Source organism: Pseudomonas tritici (assembly GCF_014268275.3).
GTDB lineage: Bacteria > Pseudomonadota > Gammaproteobacteria > Pseudomonadales > Pseudomonadaceae > Aquipseudomonas > Aquipseudomonas tritici.
This window is the reverse complement of the sequence record NZ_CP077084.1, coordinates 4,560,765-4,582,996: the sequence shown is the minus strand read 5'-3', so window position 1 is coordinate 4,582,996 and position 22,232 is coordinate 4,560,765. Positions and strand designations below refer to the sequence as shown.

The 22,232-nt window shown below is 61.2% G+C and carries 22 protein-coding genes and 1 pseudogene; 11 read left to right on the top strand and 12 right to left on the bottom strand.

Going from position 1 to position 22,232, the window contains the following annotated elements; all coding sequences use genetic code 11:
* The first annotated feature begins 7 nt into the window (after nt 1–7).
* The 6 genes from motD (at nt 8) to yegS (ending at nt 4,625) form a co-directional block, all read left to right on the top strand.
* On the top strand, nt 8–895 hold the full coding sequence (gene motD, locus HU722_RS20730; RefSeq protein ID WP_049712169.1) for a flagellar motor protein MotD: 888 nt from the start codon (nt 8–10) through the stop codon (nt 893–895).
* A gap of 51 nt (nt 896–946) precedes the next feature.
* Nucleotides 947–1,735: a ParA family protein gene (locus tag HU722_RS20725; protein ID WP_065873415.1), complete on the top strand. Its 789-nt coding sequence runs from the start codon at nt 947–949 to the stop codon at nt 1,733–1,735.
* Nucleotides 1,735–2,526 carry a CheW domain-containing protein gene (locus tag HU722_RS20720; protein ID WP_065873414.1) on the top strand — a complete coding sequence of 264 codons (792 nt, stop codon included), beginning with the start codon at nt 1,735–1,737 and terminating at the stop codon, nt 2,524–2,526. The genes HU722_RS20725 and HU722_RS20720 overlap by 1 nt, the downstream gene beginning before the upstream one ends.
* 80 nt (nt 2,527–2,606) lie before the next feature.
* The gene (locus HU722_RS20715; protein WP_003236843.1) at nt 2,607–3,089 is read left to right on the top strand and encodes a chemotaxis protein CheW; all 483 of its coding nucleotides are present in this window, start codon (nt 2,607–2,609) and stop codon (nt 3,087–3,089) included.
* Nucleotides 3,090–3,482, top strand: coding sequence for a DUF2802 domain-containing protein (locus HU722_RS20710; RefSeq protein ID WP_065873413.1), 393 nt, complete (start codon nt 3,090–3,092; stop codon nt 3,480–3,482).
* Between the two features lie 222 nt (nt 3,483–3,704).
* Entirely contained in the window at nt 3,705–4,625 is a 921-nt protein-coding gene (gene yegS / locus HU722_RS20705) for a lipid kinase YegS (RefSeq protein ID WP_065873412.1), read from the top strand.
* On the opposite strand, the gene HU722_RS20700 is transcribed toward yegS, so the two are convergent.
* The 3 genes from HU722_RS20700 to HU722_RS20690 all read right to left on the bottom strand — a co-directional run bounded on the left by HU722_RS20700 (nt 4,584) and on the right by HU722_RS20690 (nt 6,938).
* Entirely contained in the window at nt 4,584–5,243 is a 660-nt protein-coding gene (locus HU722_RS20700; RefSeq protein WP_065873411.1) for a response regulator transcription factor, read from the bottom strand. The two genes, yegS and HU722_RS20700, sit on opposite strands and share 42 nt — an antisense overlap.
* The gene (locus HU722_RS20695) at nt 5,240–6,133 is read right to left on the bottom strand and encodes a sensor histidine kinase (RefSeq protein WP_065873410.1); all 894 of its coding nucleotides are present in this window, start codon (nt 6,131–6,133) and stop codon (nt 5,240–5,242) included. The genes HU722_RS20700 and HU722_RS20695 overlap by 4 nt, the downstream gene beginning before the upstream one ends.
* A 355-nt stretch (nt 6,134–6,488) precedes the next feature.
* Nucleotides 6,489–6,938 carry a hypothetical protein gene (locus HU722_RS20690; protein WP_175403045.1) on the bottom strand — a complete coding sequence of 150 codons (450 nt, stop codon included), beginning with the start codon at nt 6,936–6,938 and terminating at the stop codon, nt 6,489–6,491.
* A gap of 539 nt (nt 6,939–7,477) precedes the next feature.
* Here HU722_RS20690 and HU722_RS20685 point away from each other — a divergent pair.
* Nucleotides 7,478–8,416, top strand: a complete 939-nt coding sequence (locus HU722_RS20685) for a chemotaxis protein CheV (protein ID WP_065873409.1) — start codon at nt 7,478–7,480, stop codon at nt 8,414–8,416.
* 45 nt (nt 8,417–8,461) lie between these two features.
* Nucleotides 8,462–9,268 carry an MOSC domain-containing protein gene (locus HU722_RS20680; RefSeq protein ID WP_065873408.1) on the top strand — a complete coding sequence of 269 codons (807 nt, stop codon included), beginning with the start codon at nt 8,462–8,464 and terminating at the stop codon, nt 9,266–9,268.
* Between the two features lie 67 nt (nt 9,269–9,335).
* Here HU722_RS20680 and ppnP read toward each other — a convergent pair whose 3' ends face one another.
* The 8 genes from ppnP to HU722_RS20640 all read right to left on the bottom strand — a co-directional run bounded on the left by ppnP (nt 9,336) and on the right by HU722_RS20640 (nt 18,797).
* Nucleotides 9,336–9,620: a pyrimidine/purine nucleoside phosphorylase gene (ppnP, locus tag HU722_RS20675; protein ID WP_058424671.1), complete on the bottom strand. Its 285-nt coding sequence runs from the start codon at nt 9,618–9,620 to the stop codon at nt 9,336–9,338.
* A 63-nt stretch (nt 9,621–9,683) separates the two neighbouring features.
* Nucleotides 9,684–10,226 (bottom strand): 3'-5' exonuclease, encoded by a 543-nt coding sequence (locus HU722_RS20670; RefSeq protein ID WP_065873407.1) that lies wholly within the window; start codon nt 10,224–10,226, stop codon nt 9,684–9,686.
* Nucleotides 10,227–10,299: 73 nt separating this feature from the next.
* Nucleotides 10,300–12,183 carry an acetyl-CoA carboxylase biotin carboxylase subunit gene (locus HU722_RS20665; RefSeq protein WP_065873406.1) on the bottom strand — a complete coding sequence of 628 codons (1,884 nt, stop codon included), beginning with the start codon at nt 12,181–12,183 and terminating at the stop codon, nt 10,300–10,302.
* Nucleotides 12,184–12,551: 368 nt separating this feature from the next.
* Nucleotides 12,552–13,313, bottom strand: coding sequence for an enoyl-CoA hydratase/isomerase family protein (locus HU722_RS20660; RefSeq protein WP_065873405.1), 762 nt, complete (start codon nt 13,311–13,313; stop codon nt 12,552–12,554).
* The gene (gene atuD, locus HU722_RS20655; RefSeq protein WP_065873404.1) at nt 13,310–14,467 is read right to left on the bottom strand and encodes a citronellyl-CoA dehydrogenase; all 1,158 of its coding nucleotides are present in this window, start codon (nt 14,465–14,467) and stop codon (nt 13,310–13,312) included. Before atuD ends, HU722_RS20660 begins: the two co-directional genes overlap by 4 nt.
* A gap of 44 nt (nt 14,468–14,511) precedes the next feature.
* On the bottom strand, nt 14,512–16,128 hold the full coding sequence (gene atuC / locus HU722_RS20650) for a geranyl-CoA carboxylase subunit beta (RefSeq protein WP_065891079.1): 1,617 nt from the start codon (nt 16,126–16,128) through the stop codon (nt 14,512–14,514).
* 3 nt (nt 16,129–16,131) lie between these two features.
* Nucleotides 16,132–17,004 (bottom strand): SDR family oxidoreductase, encoded by an 873-nt coding sequence (locus HU722_RS20645; RefSeq protein WP_065873402.1) that lies wholly within the window; start codon nt 17,002–17,004, stop codon nt 16,132–16,134.
* Nucleotides 17,005–17,018: 14 nt separating this feature from the next.
* Entirely contained in the window at nt 17,019–18,797 is a 1,779-nt protein-coding gene (locus tag HU722_RS20640) for an acyclic terpene utilization AtuA family protein (RefSeq protein WP_065891078.1), read from the bottom strand.
* A 153-nt stretch (nt 18,798–18,950) separates the two neighbouring features.
* Between HU722_RS20640 and HU722_RS20635 the strand changes: the two genes are divergently transcribed.
* Both HU722_RS20635 and HU722_RS20630 read left to right on the top strand, forming a co-directional pair.
* Nucleotides 18,951–19,574, top strand: a complete 624-nt coding sequence (locus tag HU722_RS20635) for a TetR/AcrR family transcriptional regulator (protein ID WP_065873400.1) — start codon at nt 18,951–18,953, stop codon at nt 19,572–19,574.
* Nucleotides 19,575–19,667: 93 nt separating this feature from the next.
* Nucleotides 19,668–20,456 carry a substrate-binding periplasmic protein gene (locus HU722_RS20630; RefSeq protein WP_083213995.1) on the top strand — a complete coding sequence of 263 codons (789 nt, stop codon included), beginning with the start codon at nt 19,668–19,670 and terminating at the stop codon, nt 20,454–20,456.
* Between the two features lie 128 nt (nt 20,457–20,584).
* On the opposite strand, the gene HU722_RS20625 is transcribed toward HU722_RS20630, so the two are convergent.
* Nucleotides 20,585–21,136, bottom strand: coding sequence for an RNA polymerase factor sigma-70 (locus HU722_RS20625; protein WP_027603895.1), 552 nt, complete (start codon nt 21,134–21,136; stop codon nt 20,585–20,587).
* 302 nt (nt 21,137–21,438) lie between these two features.
* Here HU722_RS20625 and HU722_RS20620 point away from each other — a divergent pair.
* Nucleotides 21,439–22,170, top strand: a pseudogene (locus HU722_RS20620) (thioesterase II family protein); the annotation flags it as partial.
* Nucleotides 22,171–22,232 lie beyond the last annotated feature (62 nt).

Genomic DNA, 22,232 nt, shown 5'->3' with positions numbered 1-22,232 from the left:
ATCGATTATGAGCCGTCGTCGTCGCGAGCCTGAAGAACACGTCAACCACGAACGGTGGCTGGTGTCCTACGCGGACTTCATCACCTTGCTGTTCGCGTTTTTCGTGGTGATGTACTCGATCTCGTCGATTAACGAAGGCAAGTACAAAGTCATTTCCCAGGCGCTGATTGGCGTGTTCAACGACGCCGACCGCGCCCTCAAGCCGATCCCGATCGGCGAAGAACGGCCCAAGACCGTGACCCCGGCCAAGCCGCTGGTCAACGATAGCGATGAAACCGCTGCCGGCGTCGGTGGCACCAGCGATCCGCTGAAAAGCATCGCCGACGACATCAGTGCCGCGTTTGGCGACTTGATCAGTTCCAACCAGATGACCGTGCGTGGTAATGAGTTGTGGGTGGAGATCGAGCTTAATTCCAGCCTGCTGTTTGCCAGCGCCGATGCGATGCCCAGCGACCAGGCATTCACCATCATCGACAAGGTGGCGACGATTCTGAAGCCGTTCGAAAACCCGATCCACGTTGAAGGCTTTACCGACAATTTCCCGATCGCCACCGCGCAGTACCCGACCAACTGGGAGCTTTCGGCAGCACGGGCGTCGAGCATCGTGCGCATGCTCGCGATGCAGGGCGTGAACCCCGGGCGCCTGGCGTCGGTAGGGTACGGCGAGTTCCAGCCGGTGGCGAATAACGCCACGGTAGAAGGCCGCGCACGCAATCGTCGGGTGGTGCTGGTGGTGTCGCGCAACCTGGATGTGCGCCGCAGCCTGACCGGTACCGGCACTGCCAATGCAACTCCGGATGCGGCGTTGAAGCGGGCTGGCACACAAACTGCACCGGCACCTGCAAAGCCGCCGGTTCGTCAGAGTGCCGTCAATTCTCCGTCGCCGGCTCAATAACCCTATGCAATGTCTCGGTCGCGCCTGTGCCCGCCGGGAGGAACCAACCGAATGAGAGTCTGGGCAGTTGCCAATCAAAAAGGTGGAGTCGGCAAGACCACCACCTCCATCGCCTTAGCCGGTTTGCTCGCTGAGGCGGGCAAGCGTGTGGTCGTGGTGGACCTGGACCCTCACGGCTCCATGACCAGCTATTTCGGCTACGACCCGGATGCGCTGGAACACAGCAACTACGACCTGTTCCTGCATAAAGGCAGCGTGCCGGCCGATTTGCCGGGCCAACTGCTGCTGCCTACCAGCAACGAAAGCATTTCCCTGCTGCCCTCCAGCACCGCCCTGGCCACCCTGGAGCGCCAGTCGCCGGGGCAGAGCGGGCTGGGCCTGGTGATCGCCAAGACCCTGGCGCAACTGTGGCAAGACTTCGACTACGCGATCATCGACAGCCCGCCGTTGCTTGGCGTGTTGATGGTGAACGCCCTGGCAGCCAGCCAGCAACTGGTGATCCCGGTGCAGACTGAACACCTGGCGGTTAAAGGCCTGGAGCGCATGGTCAGCACTCTGGCGATGATCAACCGCTCGCGCAAACAGGCGCTGCCGTACAGCATCGTGCCGACCTTGTTCGACCGTCGCACCCAAGCGTCCCTCGGCACCCTGCGCGTATTGCGCGATGCCTATCCGGAGGCCATCTGGAACGGCTACATCCCGGTGGACACGCGCCTGCGTGACGCCAGCCGTGCAGGTCTCACACCGTCGCAGTTCGACGGCAAGAGCCGTGGCGTCCTTGCCTACCGCGCATTGCTCAAGCACCTGCTGTCCCAGCAGCTTGTGGCGCAGGTGGCGTGATGAACCGGCCCACCAAACTCAAGACCCGGCCGCAACTGGCACTGGAATCCTACCTGGATGCCTTGCTGCAGGATGCGACCGCGCAAGAACTGCCGGAACCGATCCTGGTGCTGGAGCCGGCTGTCGAACCAGTGGCCTTGCTGGATGAATTCCAGTTGGCGGTGCTGGAAGAGCAAGCCCGAGATGCGCAGGTTGTGGTGCCGATTACGCCGGTTGTGACCGCGCCTGTGGTGGTTGCGCCCGTCGTGCTCGAGCCGGTGGTGGAAGTGCACCTGCCACCGAGCATCACGCCGCCGCCGGTGACCGGTGATGGCCGCCCGAGCTGGGCTGCAGAGCCGTTTGAATGCCTGCTGTTCGACGTCGCCGGGTTGACCCTGGCGGTGCCGCTGGTGTGCCTGGGCTCGATTTATTCACTGGAAGGCCAGGAACTGACGCCACTGTTCGGGCAACCGGAGTGGTTTCTCGGCATCCTGCCCAGCCAGGCCGGCAACCTGAAAGTCCTCGATACCGCGCGCTGGGTCATGCCTGACCGTTACCGCGACGACTTCCGCCAGGGCTTGCAATACGTGATCTCGGTGCAGGGCTACGAGTGGGGGCTGGCCGTGCATCAAGTCAGCCGCTCGTTGCGCCTGGACCCGAACGAAATCAAATGGCGCAGCCATCGGGGTCAACGGCCTTGGCTGGCGGGCACCGTGATTGAACACATGTGCGCGTTGCTTGATGTTTCCGAACTGGCCGAGTTGATCGCCAGTGGCGCCGCCAAGTCGATGCCAATAACTAAACGCAGTTGATTGAACAATAAGGGCCGCATGTGAATGCGGTCAGCGAAGCACACACGCCGTGTAAAACGGCATTTGAAGGGGTCAGGGGTATGAACAAGTCAGCGTCCGCACAAGGTTTGGATGATCCGATCCTGCAATGGGTTACCTTCAAACTGGACAACGAGTCCTATGGCATTAACGTGATGCGCGTGCAGGAAGTGCTGCGCTACACCGAGATTGCCCCGGTACCGGGTGCACCGAGCTACGTGCTGGGCATCATCAACCTGCGCGGCAACGTGGTGACGGTGATCGACACCCGCCAGCGTTTCGGCCTGGTGCCGACCGAAGTCAACGACAATACGCGTATCGTCATCATCGAGGCCGACAAGCAAGTGGTCGGGATCATGGTCGATAGCGTGGCCGAAGTGGTCTACCTGCGCCAATCCGAAGTTGAAACCGCGCCGAACGTGGGTAACGAAGAGTCCGCCAAGTTCATCCAGGGCGTGTGCAACAAGAACGGCGAACTGCTGATTCTGGTTGAGCTGGACAAGATGATGAGCGAAGAAGAATGGTCGGATCTGGAGAACATCTGATTGTTTCTTGAAGCAGCGGTAATTGTCCTGGCCCTGTTGTGGGCCGGGACGTTGGCATTCCTGCTGCGCTATGTGCGCCAGCAACGCGAGTTGTTGTTGCAGCAGGCTGAGCGCGATGCTGTGCGTGACCGGCGCGTGCTTGAGTTGGTAAAGCGAGTCGATCATTACCAGCAGAGTGCGGTAAAGGTTGGGGATGAGGTGCATGAACTGCGCGCGATCCTTGCGCCGATCCCGGATAAGCTGGCGCAGATTGAGCAGCGGGATCCCTCGAGTCTGTCGTTTGCCCAGGCCGCCAAGTTGGTGGGGATGGGGGCTACGGTGGATGAGCTGACGCAGTCGTGTGGGTTGACGCAGGCTGAGGCGCAGTTGATGAGTAAGCTGCATAAGAGCTGACTGTGGGCTTTGCTCGGCGTACATATCCATTCCTGCGGTAACGACTACCTATGGTTCCGCTCTTACAGCGGGTCACTTTTGGAAGGATCCAAAAGTAGTGGCCGTTACCTAAAAAACGGATAGGTACTCAGTCATCCAATTATTTTCCCATTCCATGGCTTTTTTCTCCTCGCCAAAGGTCCACATCCTTCAAGCACCTTTGAATCCAGGAGTAACCCACCCATGACCACCCCCAAGGCACTGTTGATCCTCCATGGCAAGCAAGCCCTCAACGAGGATGTGCGCGATGCCGTGAAGGCCCGGCGCGAGCAGGGCGGCGAGCTGGCGGTGCGGGTGACGTGGGAGGGCGGTGACGCCCAGCGCCTGGTCAATGAAGCCCTCACCGACGGCTACACCCATATCATCGCCGGCGGCGGCGACGGTACCTTGCGTGATGTGGCCGAAGCCATGGCCCAGGCCAAAACCGACGCCAGCCTGGTGCTGATGCCCTTGGGCACCGCCAACGACTTCGCCAAGGCTGCCGGTGTGCCGCTGGAACCCGCCCAGGCCCTGGCGCTGCTGGACGTGCCGCCACGGGCCATCGACCTCGGTAAGGTGGGCGGGCAAATTTTCCTCAATATGGCCACCGGCGGTTTTGGCAGCCAGGTCACTGCCAACACTTCCGAAGACTTGAAGAAGGTGCTCGGCGGCGCCGCATACCTGTTCACCGGCCTGTCGCGTTTCAGCGAGTTGAAGGCCGCCTACGCCGAGCTGGATGGTCCCGATTTTCACTGGAAGGGCGAGTTGCTCGCCTTGGGTATCGGCAACGGTCGCCAGGCGGGGGGTGGGCATGAGCTATGCCCCGGTGCAATGGCGGATGATGGCCTGCTGGACGTCAGTATCCTGCCCGCGCCGCAGGAAGTGGTCGGCACGCTGCGTGAGCTGATGACCAATGGCTGGGGCCTGGACACCATGTTTGTCCGTGCACGGCTGCCGTGGGTGAATATCAAGGTTGCGCAAGGCTTGTACATCAACTTGGATGGCGAGCCGCTGGAGGGCGACGACCTGCACTTCGAGGCCTTGCCCAAGGCCTTGCGCGTGCACCTGCCGGTGGATTCGCCGTTAGTCGTCCAGGCTGATGATCTGCTCGCGCACGGCAAATAACACCAGGCCGGCCACGTCGAAAATCTGCAGGCGTTTCATGATTTGCGAGCGGTGCGCTTCCACGGTCTTGATGCTCAAGCCCAAGCCGTGGGCGATTTCCCGGGTGGACTTGCCGCGCACGATCAAGCGCAGGATTTCCAGCTGCCGCGCCGTGAGGTTATGGCTGTGCGCGGCGGGCGTGGCGGGCCCCTGGCTACGGACCAGCGCCTGGTTGATCACCGTGTGGGCAATCGCCGGGCTCAGGTAACGTTCGTTGTTGCGCAAGGCCAGCAGCGCGTGTTCCAGCTCGTTGGCGGTGGTGTCCTTGAGCAGGTAGCCATGGGCGCCGGATTCCAGCGCGCGCATGATCAGTTCCGGGTCAGTGTGCATCGACAGGATCAGTACGCGGCTCTTGGGGTAGGCCCGCTTGAGTTGCTGCAAGGCATCCAGGCCGCCGGTGTGCTTCATCGACAGGTCCAATAACACGATATCGGGCAGCAAGGCGCTGAACTGCTCAAGTAGTTGCGCGCCATCGCTGGCTTCGCCGATGACGGTGTAGCCGGGAATGTCCTGGACCAGCGCGCGTACGCCGGCCCGGATCAAAGCGTGGTCATCCACCAGGAGTAATTTGCAGGTCACTCGATAACCTTAGGGGAACTGGCCCGTTCAAGGGCGCGGGGCGCCCAGGGGAAAAGCGCGTCGATCCGTGTCCCTTTGCCTGGCTGGCTGCTGACGGATAATGAACCGCCAAGCTGATCAACCCGCTCGGACATGCCGGCCATGCCCCGTTGGCCTTCCAGGGCAGGGTTGATGGCCGGCGAAAAACCCTGGCCGTCATCGCAGATACTCAGCGAGAGGCCCTCGGGCAGGCGTTGCAGGCGGACCAGCAGGTTACCCGCCTGGGCGTGGCGTAGCATGTTGGTCACCGCTTCTTGGGTGATGCGAAAGGCCGCTACCGCCATTTCTTCCGGAATACCGGTCAGCCGTTGCTGGCATTCCAGGCTCCAGCACACCTGGGTGTTTTCCAGGGTCTTGAGCAGGTGCGCGCGCAGGCTGGCTTCCAGGCCCAGGCTGGCCAGCTGGCGAGGGTTGAGAATGGCGGAGACGTCGCGCACCTTGGCCAGGGTTTCATTCAGGGTGTTGCACAGCACCGTGCACTGGCTTTGCAGGTCGTCCGGCAGGCGGCGCTTGAGCCATTCGCTTTGCAGCTTGGCGGCTGTGAGCAGTTGGCCGATATCGTCATGCAGCTCGCGGCTGAGGCGGTGGCGTTCGTTTTCCTGGACTTGCAGCAGGCGGTCGGCCAATTCCTGGGGCTGGAACTTGATGGATTTGCGCGAGCGCCACTGTTGCAGGCCCATCACGAGCAGGGTGGCCAGGTTGAGCACAATCACCAGCAGCGGCAAGGGCGCAGAACGGGTATAGGTCCAGAGGCTCAGCAACAGCGAGCCAAGGCACAGGGCGAGGATCAAACGGCGTGCATTGCTGCGGGACGCGGACCTTGCGATGAGTGTCTTGAGGCTGGCGTACATAGCGGATGGAGCCAATGAGGGTTCGCTGCGGGAAGACCGGTCATGGCGGCTGACAGGGCTCTGTTTGGAATGCGTTATCGAATCGTTTTCAAGCATGATGAAGTTGGGTCACTTCGAGCGGGGCATAGTACCACCACTATTACCGTTGGTCGCCTGGCTGGGTTATTAAACGTGCAAATGTTCCAGGTGGTATTCCCGGAGTTCATGAAGTGAGGGGTTATATTACTTCCGTGAATTTGTATCGTTATTACCGTTAATGGCTAATTGATATTGCGTGGGTGGGATTCAATTCCATTTGATGGGTGGCGATGTCGTTTTTAGATACCTTCAGGTTTAAACACGACCTGATATCCGCTCAAGACGTGTGGTGCATTCGCTGCTGAGGTTTAAAGCTGAAATCCTTTTGTGGAATATGCAGAGTTACCGTAGCAATCAGCGTCGTTTGCTCCGCTTCATCCAATGCCAGTTGGCCGGTTCTTACATCAATCAACTCCAGCTGCCAGGCGAGCAATTTCAAGCACTCTTCCAGGGCGTCCAAGGCTTGATCATGCAACTGCAAGGGGCTCTCGGCATTGGCGATCAGGTACTGAATATGCCGCGAGAACTCGCTGATCGCCTGCAGTGCAAGGTGATCGGCGCTCTCGGCGAGCTTGATCAGGCTGGCCTTCATGCAGTCGATGGCGTCACTGTCGTTTCGGATCAAATGCAAGTGGCTCAAGCATTCCTCCGATTTGGCCAGCAGCTTTTCCGCCTCGTGCAGGAATTCGGGAAGTGCAAGTTGCCACTCTCTACCGTTGTTCATCATGCAAGTCTCCACAACATAAGGTCGGGTGATGAGATGTCGCACCGGGTGAATGGCTTAAAAGTAGCGCTGAAATATGACTGAAATCTGTAGGTTGGTTCTGAGATTTCAGTAGGACGTTTATTAGAGTGACGGCGACGGCTGTGCGCGGCCCTCATGAATGGGGTCAATTGCACACCTTCAAGTGCCGACATCTGAGTGTCTGGAAGACCCGCGGGCTGAGGGCTTGGGATGGCAAACAAAAGCCTGACTCCATTCATGCATTGAGAATGGCGTCACATTAATGGCTATTAGATATTGCGAATATCAGGTCGGGCCTGATTGCGCATAGGGGAATCCCTTACATGGCGGAACCTTGCGTCGAACTTAATGTCGCGCAACGTCGCTGCACCGCTACTTGTAGAGCCAGAGCAGTAAACCATGATGTCAGTGTGACATCAATGCATTTACGTGGCATTTTACAGGGGTCAAGGTCTGGCGCTCGCCGCCGATAACAAACCTTATGTGAACTGCACAATCCCCTAGCGCATCAGGAGCTTTTAATGGCCGGCATTCTCGACACGGTAGATCAACGCACGCAACTGGTGGGTGAGAATCGCCTTGAGATCCTTATGTTCCGCCTGGCCGGGCGGCAGCTGTTCGCGATCAACGTGTTCAAGGTGCAGGAAGTCCTGCAACTGCCCAAGCTGACGTTGATGCCGCAACGCCACCCGTTCGTATGTGGCGTGGTCAACCTGCGGGGCCAGACGCTGCCGGTGATCGACCTGTCCCAGGCCATCGGCATGCGCCCGCTTGTGCCGGGGCCCAACAGCACCATTATTGTCACCGAGTACAACCGTTCGGTGCAGGCGTTTCTGGTGGGCGGCGTGGACCGCATCGTCAACATGAACTGGGAAGCCATCCTGCCGCCGCCAGCCAGCGCCGGGCGCCAGCATTACCTCACCGCCATCAGCAAGGTCGACGACCAGTTGGTGGAAATCATCGACGTGGAAAAAGTCCTGGCTGAGATCGTGCCGTACAACGCCAAGGTCTCCCGTGAAAAACTCGAAGACCCGGTGCTGGAACGCGCCCGTGGCCGTGAAGTGCTGCTGGTGGATGACTCCAACGTGGCCCTCTCGCAACTGCGCGACACCCTCGGCCAACTGGGCGTGAAGATGCACATCGCCAGCGATGGTCTCAAGGCCTTGAACATGCTCAAGGCCTGGGCCGACAGCGGCCAGGTGATGACCGACAAGCTGTTGATGATCTTCACCGACGCCGAAATGCCCGAAATGGACGGCTACCGCCTCACCACCGAGATCCGCAATGATCCGCGCCTGCGCAGCCTCTACGTGGTGCTGCACACCTCGTTGTCGGGCAGCTTCAACGACTCGATGGTGAAGAAGGTCGGCTGTGACAACTTCCTGTCCAAGTTCCAGCCCGACAAGCTGGTGGACGTGGTGCGCCAACGTCTGATGCTGGACGAAGTGCCCGCCATGTAGTGAGCGGTTATAGTGTGGGCTTTACTCGTTCAGGAATGCAGGCTCATGCTTCGTCTCAGCGCGTTGTACCGTTACCCTTTGAAGTCCGGCAAGGCCGAAATACTGCAACAGGTCGGCCTGGATAAACTCGGTGTGGACGGGGATCGACGCTGGATGCTGGTGGATGAAGCCAGCGGGCGTTTCCTCACACAGCGCGCCGTGGCGAAGATGAGCCAACTGTCGGCGCTGTGGAACAGCCGCGGTGGCCTCACCCTGAGTTCGCCTGGCTACACGCCGCTGGACGTGGCGCTGCCGGCCAGCGACGACGCGTTGCGGGGTGTGACCATCTGGCGTGACACCCTGCGCGTGCCCGACGCCGGCGACGCAGCGGCTGCCTGGGTCAGTGACTTTATCGGCAAACCGACGCGACTGGTCCACATCCCCCTGGAGCGCGCGCGTACCACCCAGGCGGGTTACGGCAAGGACGATGACCAGGTCGCGTTTGCCGACGGTTACCCCTTGCTCGTGATCGGCCAGGCCTCCCTGGACGACCTCTCGCAACGCATCGGCCGCCCCATGGAAATGCTGCGCTTTCGTCCCAACCTCGTGATCGAAGGCAGCGAAGCCTTCGCCGAAGACGGCTGGAAACGCCTGCGTATTGGCGATGTGGAGTTCCGTGCGGTCAAGCCGTGCTCGCGCTGCATTCTTACCACCATCGACCCGCACACCGGCGAACGCAGCGCCGACCGCGAGCCTTTTGCGACGCTGGAGACTTATCGCAAGACTGAGGATGGCGCGATTTTCGGCCAGAACCTGGTCAATGACGGCGTTGGGCGACTGGAGATTGGAATGCCGGTGACCCTTCTCGAGTAATTCACCCGCCCATAAAAAAATGCCCGTCTCGCAGGAGACGGGCATTTTTTTGAGCCTTGGAAAACCCTTACCCGCGGTATTCGCACAGGTAAGCGGTGTCCACGGCGACCTTGAGCTGGAACTTGCTGTTGGCCGGTACGTTGAACTGGCTGCCGGCAGCGAAGGTTTCCCAGTCGCTGGCGTCAGGCAGTTTGACGGTCAGGGCGCCGGAGACCACGTGCATGATTTCACGCTGCGCCGTACCGAACTCGTATTCACCCGGGGCCATTACGCCGATGGTCGCCGGACCTTCTGCAGTGCCGAAAGCGATCGACTTGACGGTGCCGTCGAAGTACTCGTTGACTTTAAACATGGGCGATTCCTCGGAAAAGGGTCTGGAAAGGTCGGCCAGTATGCCCAAGGGCAGGGGAGCTGCCTAGACCGGCAGAATCAGCGGTAACAAGCGCGCCGTATTGCGCGCATCCTCCAGCGCCCGATGCTGCTGGCCATGGAACTGCATCCCCGCCAATTGCAGGGCGCCGTTGAGGCCCAGAGGCTTGTCCAGACGCCGGGCCTTGGCGAAGCGCTGCTTGAGGTTTACATGGGGCGTGTTGGCGAGCGCGCTGGCCAGGCCATTGCGCTGCCACTCCAGCTCCAACTGCTTGCGATCGTAATCGCCCCAACTGGCCCAGCCTTCCAGGCGCGGCTGATGCTGGCCCAGCCAGCGTTCGAACAGCGGCCACACCTCGGTGATCGGCGCCGCGCCATCGATGTTTGCCTGGGTGATGTGCGTCAGTTGGCGACAGAAAGGCGTCAGCAATGGCCGGCGCAGCGGGCGTACAAAGCGCTGGAAATGATCCAGCTCGCGCCCCTGGCGGTTGACCAGGCTCGCGCCGATCTCAATGACTTCCATCTCCGTCACGGGCCAGCCGCCTTCATCCGTTGTGGCTTCAAGGTCAATAATCAGCCAATGAGGCATCGCGCAGGTTCCCGTACTCTTCCCTTTCTGTTGGGGATAGAGCGTAGCCCGGCCGTGTAGTTCCGCCTAGGGGCTATTCGATCTCCAGTAAAACCTGACGATTGCGCACTTGATCTCCGGCAATAACCTGCACGCCCTTGATCACGCCGTCGATACCGGCGGTCAGCGGATGCTCCATTTTCATGGCTTCGAGCACCAGCAGCAGTTGGCCTTTGGTCACGCTGTCGCCGGCGCAAACCCGCACATCGACGATGGCGCCGTCCATCGGTGCCTTGACGGTGCCGCTGCTGGCGTCGGCCTGGCGGCTGGCGACTTGCTGGGTGCGGTTGGTCACCGTGAGGCCGGGCAGCCACAGTTGGTTGCCGTCAAGATGATAGGCAACGCGGCGGCGGATGCCGTTGAGTACCACGGTGGCGTAGCGCCCGTCGGTGGTGAGTGGCAGAGGATCAGCGCTGACGCTGTGGATTTCGCCGTTGACTTCAAGGCGATAGGTGCCTGGGACGCTGGCGCTGTTGCGCCATCCCGCCAGGGCTTGCGGATGCGGGTCGGCGCTGTGCGTATAAAACAGCGCGGCGGCCAGGGCGAGTTGGTCGTTTGATGCGGACTGGGGCAGGACTTCGTTGAAGTGTTCTGCGATAAATCCGGTGCTGAAATCCCCAGCGATAAAGTCCGGGTGCTTGAGCATATCGGCCAACAGCTGCCGATTGGTCGCGACCCCCAGCAACACGGTGTCTTCAACCGCCCGCAGCAGTTTGCGCCGCGCCTCTTCACGTGTGGCGCCATGGGCAATGATCTTGCCCAGCATCGGGTCGTAGAACGGGCTGATGCGCTGGCCCTCCACCACGCCATGATCGATGCGCACGCCCACGGCCGGTTCCCAGAGCAGCACATCGCCGGTTTGCGGCAAGAAGCCCTGGGCCGGATCTTCGGCGTACAGGCGCACTTCCATGGCATGGCCGCCCAGGGTTACGTCGGCTTGGGTCAGTGGCAGTGTTTGGCCGGCGGCGATCTGCAGTTGCCAATCCACCAGGTCCAGCCCGGTGATGAGTTCGGTCACCGGGTGCTCCACCTGCAGGCGGGTGTTCATCTCCAGGAAGTAGAACTGACCGTGGCGGTCGAGCAGGAATTCCACGGTGCCCGCACCGACGTAATTCACCGCACGCCCGGCCTTCAGGGCGGCTTCGCCCATGGCTTGGCGCAGTGCTTGGGTCATGACGGGGCAGGGGGCTTCTTCGATGACTTTCTGGTGGCGGCGTTGGATTGAGCAGTCGCGTTCGCCGAGGTAGATCAGGTTGCCGTGGCTGTCGCCGAACAGTTGGATTTCGACGTGGCGTGGGTCGATCAGGGCTTGTTCGAGGATCAGTTCGTCGCTGCCAAAGGCATTTTTGGCTTCGGAGCGGGCGGTGTGCAGGTTGTTCAACAGGTCTTTTGGATGGTGCACCAAGCGCATGCCGCGACCGCCGCCGCCGGCGCTGGCTTTGATCATCAGAGGGTAGCCGATGCGTTCGGCTTGTTGTTGCAGGGTGGTGTCGTCCTGGGCGCTGCCTTGGTAGCCGGCGATGCAGGGGACGCCGGCTTCGAGCATGGCGAGTTTGGATTGGCGTTTGCTGCCCATCAGTTCGATGGCCTCAGCGCTGGGGCCGATGAAGGTGAGGCTGGCGTCCTGGCAGGCACGGGCGAAATGGGGGTTTTCGGAGAGGAAGCCGTAGCCGGGGTGGATGGCGTCGGCGCCTGTTCGTTTGGCTGCGTCGAGGATGGCCTCGATGTTGAGGTATGACTGGTGGACCGGGGAAGGGCCGATATGGACGGCTTCGTCGGCCATCTGGACGTGCAGGGCTTGGGTGTCGGCGTCGCTGTAGACCGCGACCGTGCGATAGCCCAGGGCTTGGGCGGTGCGTTGGATGCGGCAGGCGATTTCGCCGCGGTTGGCGATAAGGATTTTGGTGAGCTGTGGCATTTTTTTGCTCCGTGGGTATATCCGTTATTTAGGTAACGGCTACTTAGGGTTCCGCTCTTACAGCGGGTCACTTTTGGAAAGGCCCAAAAGTAACCAAAAGGCCTTCGCCCCAACACTCGGCACCTCGCCTAGGCTCGGTGTGCCCTCACTCCGGCTTTGGAGCGTTTGCCGCCGCGATGGGCCATCCTTGGCCCAGCGCGGCTAACCCGGCGTCCTGCCGGGTTACCCACGCTCCAAAGCCTGCGTTCGGCCAGCGTGTTTGACGGGGCGCCTCAGATCAAAAGCAAAAGCGCGGCGGCCTTAGGGCCGACCGGCTTTGTGTGTCGTATGCGGTCAAAAATGTGGGAGCTGGCTTGCCTGCGAAGGCGTCATCTGCACCACCCCGGCTTGCGCTTCTGCACAAACGCCTGCGTCCCCTCAATCCCTTCTTCGCTCCTCACCGCCTCGGCAAACCACTGCGCGCCTCGATCCAGCACGCCTTCAAGCGGTTCATCCACACTCGCCAGCAACAGCGCTTTAGTCCGCCCATTCGCGCCCGGCGCACACCGCAGCACTTGCCCCAACACCTCATCCAAACGCTCCGCCAATGCCTGCGGGTCGCGCTCGGTGAAGTGCACGACGCCCAGTCGCTCCGCTTCCATCCCATCAAACCGCGCCGCCGTCAGCGCCAGCCGTCGTGCCTGGGTCAGGCCAATGCGCTTCACCACAAACGGCGCAATCTGCGCGGGTAATAACCCCAGACTGGTCTCCGGCAAACCGAATTGCGCCTGGTGATCGGCAATCGCAATATCACTCACACACGCCAACCCGAACCCACCGCCCAGCACCGCGCCTTGCAGCACTACGATCACTACTTGCGGCACCGCTTCCACTTCTTGCAGTAACGTGCCAAACGCCCGATTCAGCGCCTGTAGTTGGTTGCCCGCAGTGACCAGGTCCTTCACATCCGCCCCGGCGCAGAAATGTCCGCCCGCGCCGCTGATCACCAGCGCGCGCACCTGGCTGTCCAGCTGTGCCAATACGGCGCGCAGTTCGTTGACCATCTCCAGGCTCATCGCATTGCGGCTTTCCGGTCGGTTGAGGGTGATGTGCAGCACGCCGTTGTGCGGTTCCAGCAGCAAGGTATTCATGATTTTTTCCCCGGCAGGGTGCCCATCAGTTTGCAGATGATGCCCAGCATGATTTCGTCGGCGCCGCCGCCAATCGATACGAGGCGCACATCGCGGTAAGCGCGGGCCACAGGGTTGTCCCACATAAAGCCCATGCCGCCCCAGTATTGCAGGCAACTGTCGCTGACTTCGCGGCCCAGACGCCCGGCCTTGAGTTTGGCCATGGAGGCCAGGCGGGTTACGTCCTTGCCTTTGACGTATTGCTCGGTGGCCTGGTAGACCAACGCGCGCAGGCATTCGATTTCGGTGGACAGTTCGGCCAGGCGAAAGTGGATGACTTGGTTGTCGATCAGCGCCTTGCCGAAGGTCTGGCGCTCTTTGCAGTAGTCGATGGTGCTGTCGATGCAATGCTCCAGGCCCTTGATCATATTGGCCGCGCCAAACAGGCGCTCTTCCTGGAATTGCAGCATCTGCATCATGAAGCCTGCGCCTTCGTGGCCGATGCGGTTGCGCTGGGGCACGCGCACGTTGTCGAAAAACACCTGCGCGGTCTCGGAGCTGTGCATGCCGAGTTTTTCCAGGGGCGGGCTAACGCTGATGCCGGGGGTGTTCATCGGCAGCATGATCAGTGATTTGTTGATGTGCGGTTTGTCGTCGGAGGTGTTGGCCAGCAAGCAGATAAAGTCGGCGCTGGGCGAGTTGGTGATCCACATTTTGCTGCCGTTGATCACGTAGTCGTCGCCGTCTTTGCGCGCATGGGTCTTGAGCCCGGCCACGTCGGAACCGGCGCCGGTTTCCGAGACGCCGATGCAGCCGACCTGTTCGCCGCTGATGGCCGGGCGCAGGAATTCGTCGCGCAGTTCATCGGAGCCGAAGCGGGCGAGGGCGGGGGTGCACATGTCGGTTTGCACGCCGATGGACATGGGGATACCGCCGCAACGGATGGTGCCGAACTCTTCGGCGGCGACGATAGAGTAGCTGTAGTCCAGGCCCATGCCGCCGAATGTCTCCGGCTTGGAAATGCCCAGCAGGCCGAGGTCGCCGGCCTTGCGGAAGATCTCGTGGATGGGAAAGCGCCCGGCTTTTTCCCATTCATCCACATGGGGGTTGATCTCGCGGTCGACGAAGGCACGGACGGTGCGGCGCAGTTCCTGGTGTTCCTGGGTGAAGATCATTTTTATTGTTCTCCTGATCGCGACGCGGAGCGTCCCGGCGAAATTTAGAGACGCGCTACACCGAAAGTATTGGCTTGCAACTCACGCACCTCGGCCTCGTGGCAGGTATCCAGCAAAAAGCCCAGCAAGGTCCGCGTATCCCGTGGATCAATCAACCCGTCGTCCCACAGGTTGGCGCTGCCGTACAGCGCGGTGGACTGGCTGTCGAGCTTCTGCGCGGTGACCTGCTCCAACATATCCAGCACTTTGGGATCCGGCACCAGGCCGTCCTTCAACTGCTTGGCCTCGGTGACAATCCGCAGCACCTTGCCCGCCTGCGCGCCACCCATGACCGCGGTGCGGCTGTTGGGCCAGGCGAAGATAAAACGCGGGTCCAGGCCGCGGCCGCACATCGCGTAGTTGCCCGCGCCATAAGAGCCGCCCACCACCACCGTGAGTTTAGGCACGCGGGCATTGGCCACCGCCTGGATCATCTTTGCGCCGTGTTTGATCACGCCTTGTTGTTCCGACTCGGTGCCCACCATGAAACCGGTGGTGTTGTGCAGGAACAATAGCGGCGTGCGGCTCTGGTCGCAGAGCTGGATGAATTGCGCGGCCTTGCTCGCGCCCTTCGGCGTGATGGGGCCATTGTTGCCAATCACGCCGACGGCGCGGCCCTGGATGTGCAGGTGGCCGCAGACAGTGTGCGCATCGAACTCGCCTTTGAACTCGAGGAACTGCGAGCCGTCTGCCAGGCGCGCGAGGATTTCGCGCACGTCGTAGGGTTTTTTCGGGTCGTCGGGGATCAGGCCCAGCAGTTCTTCGATGGGGTACAGCGGCTCTGCGAAGGCGCGTTTCGGCACCGGCGGCAGGCGATCGTCCCAAGGCAACAGGCTGACAATCTCACGAGCGATGCGTACGCCGTCGGCGTCATTTTCCGCCAAGTACTCGGCGGTGCCGGCCGTTTGTGCGTGCATCTCGGCGCCGCCCAGTTCTTCATCGGTCGCCACTTCGCCGGTCGCGGCCTTGAGCAGCGGCGGACCAGCGAGGAACAGTTTGGCGCGTCCGCGCACCACCACCACGTAATCCGACAACCCCGGCTGATACGCACCGCCCGCCGTGGCCGAGCCATGCACCACGGTGATCTGCGGCAAGCCCATGGCCGACATGCGCGCCTGGTTGGCAAAGCTGCGCGCGCCTTCGACGAAAATCTCGGCGGCATAGTTGAGGTTGGCACCGCCGCTCTCGGCCAGGGTCACCACCGGCAGCTTGTTCTCCATGGCGATCTGTTGCAGGCGCAGGGATTTCTTCAAGCCCGTGGGGGAAATGGTGCCGCCCTTGATCGCGCTGTTATTGGCCACCACCAGCATGCGCACGCCGCTGACGTAGCCGATCCCGGCGATCAACCCACCGCCGGCGGCGCTGCCGTCCTTGTCGTCGTGCAGCTTGTAGCCGGCCAGGCTGGCCAGCTCCAGAAACGGCGCGCCGGGGTCCAGCAAAAGGTTGAGGCGTTCGCGGGGCAGCAGTTGGCCGCGCTTGTCGAACTTGGGCTTGGCGTCCTGTGCCTTGCTCAGCAGGGTGTGTTCCAGTTCGCGCACGTGGGTGATGGCGGCGAGCATGGCTTCACGGTTCTGCGCGAACTGTGGGCTGTGGGTATCGATCAGGGATTCAATCACCGGCATGGCTTATTTCTCCGCCTTGAGCACATCCGGCAGGTAGGCGCGGTGGAAGCCGTTGAACGGTTCGCTCGACGGTTGCGCCTTGTGCAACGGCCAGGCGCGGCTGCCGAGGCTGGCGGCGCCGTCAATGCGCAGGGTGCTACCGCTGATAAAGGCGGCGGCGGGGCTGAGCAGGAAGACGATGGCTGCGCTGACTTCCGACTCGGTGCCGATGCGCTTGAGCGGCACATGCTCGCGCAGGGTTGGAATCACTGCCTTGAACGCACCTTCGTAGGTGTCCATGCCGCTGGAAGCGATCCAGCCCGGCGCGACGGCGTTGACTCGCACGCCGGCACAACCCCACTCAAAGGCGGCGGTCTTGGTGAAGTTGTCCATGCCGGCGCGCGCCGCGCCCGAGTGGCCCATGCCGGGCATGCCGCCCCACATGTCCGCGAGCATGTTGACGATGGCACCACCGTGCTTGCTCATGGATTGGTTGAACACTTCACGGGCCATCAGGAAACCGCCGACCAGGTTGGTGCGCAGCACGGTTTCAAAGCCTTTCTGGTTGATCGAGGCCAATGGTGACGGGTACTGGCCGCCGGCGTTATTCACCAAACCGTGGATCGGGCCGTGATCACTCAGGATCTGGCTGACCAGCGTCTTCACCGCCTCCTCATCGCGAATGTCGCAGGCCTGCCAATGAGCGATGCCACCGTCTTCAGCGATTTCCGCTGCGACCGCTTGCAGCTTTTCCGGCTTGCGTCCCACCAGAATCACCTGGGCGCCCAAGGCTGCCAATTCGTGTGCAGTGCAACGGCCAATCCCGCTGCCACCGCCGGTGACAATCACGGTTTGCCCCTGAAACAGGTCGGCTTTGAAGATCGAGTCGAAGGCCACGGCAACGCTCCTGGTTATACGAGTTGATCGGCTATGTGCTGCGGCACGGCAATCGGGATTTCCAGCAGTTGCTGGGCGAGGGCTTTACCTTGCGGGTCAATGCGCAGGCTGGCGATGCCACCACCACCGAGTGCGTTTTCCAGCAAAAAGTTGAGGCTGTGGCTGCCGGGCAAATACCAGCGCTCGACGCGGCCATGCACGGGATCCAGTACGTGGCCCATCCAATCGACAATCACCTCCGGGGTCAGCGCCTCGGCGATCCACGGCAGGTAGTCGGGGTCACGGGCGATTACGCCGATGTTGCTGTGGTTACCCTTGTCGCCGGAGCGCGCCACGGCCAGTTTCACCAGAGGCACGCTGGCGTCGGCGCGGCCTTGGGGTTTGGGTGGGACGATCGGTGCAGCGGGCAGGGTGGGGGCGTCGGCAATCGGCAGTGCGCAGGTGTGGCGTTCGCCTCGGAGGTCGATTTCCAGCTCGCAGGCGGATTTGTCGATCAGGAACGAAAACAGCCGAATCAGCGGATACACCGTTGGCCGCCCGCCGACGATGCCGGTCAGCCCTGGCGCCATGCCGGTGGCGGCCTGGGCAATCTCGCGGGCGAACAGCACCAGCGCCTGTTTACTGGGGTGTCGCACCGCCAATTTCACCACCACTTCGCGGCAGTCCTGGCGCATCGCATGGGCGCCATAAGTCGCTTCGCTCCCCAGCAGTTCGATATTCACCTCGGTGTAGGGCGCCCAGCCGCGTTGGCTGAACAGCTCCGAGGTTTTGTTGATGATCGCCTGGCCGACCCGTTCGGCCTTGGCCACCGCATCGATTCCGGCGATCAGGCAACTGGCGGTGCAGCGAAAACCCTCCGGGTAGGTGGCGCTGACTTTGTACTGGTCGGTTGGGGGCGAGCCCTTGGCGCCATGCAGGCGCACCCGGTTCTTACCTTGCTGCTGCAATTTGACCTGGCTGAAATCGCAGATGACATCCGGTAGCAGGTAGGCATGCGGATCGCCGATTTCATACAGCAACTGTTCGGCCACGCTGAGTTCGCTGATCAGCCCACCGCTGCCGTCGACTTTACTCACAATAAACTGGCCGTCGGCGCTGACGTCTACGATAGGAAAGCCGATGTGCTCGTAGTCCGGTACCTCGCGCCAATCGGTGAAATTGCCGCCGGTGCACTGCGCGCCGCATTCGATGATATGCCCGGCCAGTGCGGCCTGGGCGAGGCGGTCGTAGTCCTGCCAGGACCAGTTGAACGCATGCACCAACGCCGCGCTGACCACCGCACTGTCCACCACGCGGCCGGTGATGACGATGTCCGCGCCCAATGCCAGCGCCTGTGCAATGCCCGGTGCGCCGAGGTAAGCATTGGCGGACACGCACATCGGCGGCAGCGGTGCGCCATTGAACATATCGGTGATGCCGTGCAGCCGTTTGAGCTGAGGCTGCAGGTCATCCCCCAGCAACACGGCGATGTTCAGTGCAACGCCCGCATGGTCACAGGCTGCTTGCAGAGCGGCGGCGCAGGCCTGGGGGTTGATGCCGCCAGCGTTGCTGATCACACGGACGCCCTGGCGTTGGATATCGCCCAGCAACGGCGTGAGCACGTCGACAAAATCCGTGGCGTAGCCGGCCTGGGGATCTTTCATCCGCGCACCGGCCAGGATCGACATCGTGACTTCCGCCAGGTAGTCGAAGACCAGGTAATCCAGCTCACCGCCGTGCACCAACTGCGCGGCAGCGGTACACGTGTCGCCCCAGAAGGCGCTGGCACAGCCGATACGAACCGTCTTGCTCATGAGAAATCCTTCCTCGAATGGCTGTTAGCGAGACTACCAAGCAAGCGCTTGGTTTGTAAACTCCATGCACAAGTTTTAGCCAAGCGCTTGCTTGGGTGGCTGTCACGGCCTAAATTGCCGGCCAAGACGTCCGTGGAAGTAGAGGAGAGAGGCATGGATGAGCATAAAGCCCTGCGGGTGATGCGCACCATGATCGACGGCGGCCAATTGACCGACCCCGAAAGCGCTCGTGGCAAGCTGCTGCAAACGGCGGCCCACCTGTTTCGCAACAAGGGCTTCGAGCGCACCACCGTGCGCGACCTGGCCAGCGCCGTGGGTATCCAGTCCGGCAGCATCTTTCATCACTTCAAGAGCAAGGACGAGATCCTGCGCGCGGTGATGGAAGAAACCATCCACTACAACACCGCGATGATGCGCGCATCTCTTGAGGAAGCCACCGACGTGCGCGAACGTGTGTTGGCGCTGATCCGCTGCGAATTGCAGTCGATCATGGGCGGCAGCGGCGAAGCGATGGCGGTGCTGGTGTACGAATGGCGCTCGCTGTCGGCTGAAGGCCAGGCTCAGGTGCTGGCCCTGCGCGATGTGTACGAGGCGCTGTGGCTGCAAGTGCTGGGCGAGGCCAAGGACGCCGGCTATATCCGTGGCGATGTGTTTATCACCCGGCGCTTCCTGACCGGCGCTTTGTCCTGGACCACCACTTGGTTCCGCGCCGAGGGCAGCATGACCCTCGAGCAATTAGCCGAAGAAGCCCTGCTGATGGTTCTGAAGGCCGATTGAGGCGCAAGGTATTAATTTGCCGGAGAAAAGTTGTCTCGCCAGACAAAAACGCCTAGCTTATCGCCATTAGCGTGTTGAACGGTGTGTGCCTTGATGTTTTCGCCATGGCGGCTGGCTGCAGGACTAACTTTTTGGGCAGTGGGCGCCGCGTGGTGGATGCCGGCTTCGGCTGCCCAATTGGTCAGGATCGGCGCGGCGCATTTCCCGCCTTACACCGTGCGTCCGGAGCAGGGCGCTGACACCGGTTTGCTGCCGCAACTGGTCGAGGCCTTGAACGCCTCGCAGACCGATTATAAATTTGTGCTGGTGCCCACCTCAATTCCGCGACGTTTTCGCGATTTCGAGCAGGGCCGGATTGATATGGCCATCTTCGAGAACCCCGACTGGGGCTGGCAGGAGATCCCCCACACGACAGTCGACATGGGCCTGGAAGACGCGGAAATTTTCGTCGCCCAGCGTGAGCCTGGTCGCGACCAGGCCTATTTCGCTGACCTGAACGGCAAGCATTTGGCGGTATTCAGCGGTTACCACTACGCCTTCGCACATTTCAACCCCGATCCCAAGTACATGGCTGAGCACTTCAACGCCACGTTGACCTACTCCCATGACAGCAACCTGTTGATGGTCGCGCGCGGGCGGGCCGACATCGCCTTGGTGACCCGTTCTTACCTGAGTGATTTCATGGTGCGCAACGTGGACATGGCCGGGCAGTTCCTGGTGTCGGAGCGTATCGACCAGGTGTATCACCACTACGCATTGCTGCGCCCCCAAGCGCCGATCACGGGGGAAGCGTTTTCCGCGTTGCTCAAGCGCTTGCGCGAAAATGGCGAGATGTTGAAGATTTTCGAGCCGTATCGGATTGATGTGACGCCGGTACCCTGACAGGCACAACACAGATCAAAACTGTGGGAGCTGGCTTGCCTGCGATAGCGGTGTATCAGGGAAAACATGGGTAGCTGACCCACCGCTATCGCAGGCAAGCCAGCTTCCACATTGTTTACAGCGGCGTGTCAGACCCGCCGCGCAAACGTATCGCTGTGGTTGCCCGACACTTTGCGGCAATGCACCAGCGCATCCCGAATCATAAAATTCACCAAGGTCGGCGATACGCCGAGTTCCTTGGCGATATCCTTTTGCGGCACGCCATGCAGGCGGTACATCTCGAACGCGTAGCGGGTGCGCTGCGGCAACTCCGTCAGGGCGTCGGCGATGTTTTCCAGGGTATTGAAATTGATGTGCGAGGTTTCCGGTGAAGCGCCGTGAATAACCACATTCAAGCCTTCCTCTTCGGTGCCTGAGTATTTGAGCTCCAGGGCCTGCTTGCGGTAGTGATCGATCGCCAGGTTGCGCACGATCTGGAACAGATAGCTGAGCTGGGCCTTGAACGATGAGGTGATCGTCGGCGCCGACTGCAGGCGGAAGTAGGCATCCTGCACTACGTCTTCGGCCCGGGAGCGGCACCCGGTAATACGTGCCGCAATCTTCACCAGAATCAGTCGATTATCGACGAACGCCTGGAGAAGCGGTGAGTCGCACCTGCCTGTGGATACTTGTTCCGTCATGGAAATCACCTTGTCGCAAAAGAGGTTAGGGGAGGGCGTCCTTGCTGAGGCCTCCTACACATCGGGCAACAAATTATGCTGAATGATAATGATTGTCAAATGAGAAGACGAACTAATCTTATGCTTTCTGGTTAGGTGTGAACCGCGTCTCGCTTGTACCCGACGACTAATTATTTGTCGGTGCCGTCCGTTCTTCTGGGTGACAGGTCCGTTAGTAAAACGACCAAGGATCAGCACCCGCAGGAGGACGAGATGGGTTTGCATCGTGCACACAGCGTGTTTCAGTTTGGAGTCGTCGCCTGATGAGTACGCCGGCTCGACTGCGCCTGTTCTGCCTGCCTTATTCGGGCGCCAGCGCCATGGTTTACGCGCGTTGGCGCCGGGCCCTGCCAGAGTGGTTGCACGTGTGCCCATTGGAATTGCCTGGCCGTGGCATGCGCATGGACGAACCGTTGCAGCGCGATATCAAAGCCTTGGCCGCGCAGCTCGCGGATGAAATCAGCCGTGACTTGAACGGCCCTTATGCCTTGTTCGGCCACAGCCTCGGCGGCCTGCTCGCCTTCGAACTGGCCCACGCGCTGAATGCACGCAATGTGCCTGCGCCGTTGGCGCTGTTCGCTTCCGGTACAGCCGGGCCGGCACGTCGTGACGTGAGCGAATACGCCATCGAAAAGACCGACGAACAACTGATCACCCGCCTGCGCGAGCTGCAAGGCACCGCCGAAGAAGCCCTGGCCAACCCCGAGTTGATGCAGTTGATGCTGCCAATCCTGCGCGCCGATTTTCTCTTGTGCGGCAGCTTCACCTATGGCGAGCGGGCGCCGCTGGGCATGCCGATTCATGTATTTGGCGGCAAACAGGACAGCGTGCGCGCCGACCAGTTGCTCGACTGGCAACTCGACGCCGCCAGTGGCTTTTCCCTGGACATGTTCGACGGCCACCACTTCTTCCTCATCCAACACGAAAGCGCCGTGCTGCGCTGCGTGCGGCGCTACGCCGACGAACACCTGGCCCGCTGGCGCAACGGCGCGGCAACTGGCCGCCGGCTAAAAGCCCCCCAATTCCCGAATTTCCCGCAAGCCGATTTCAGGCAGGA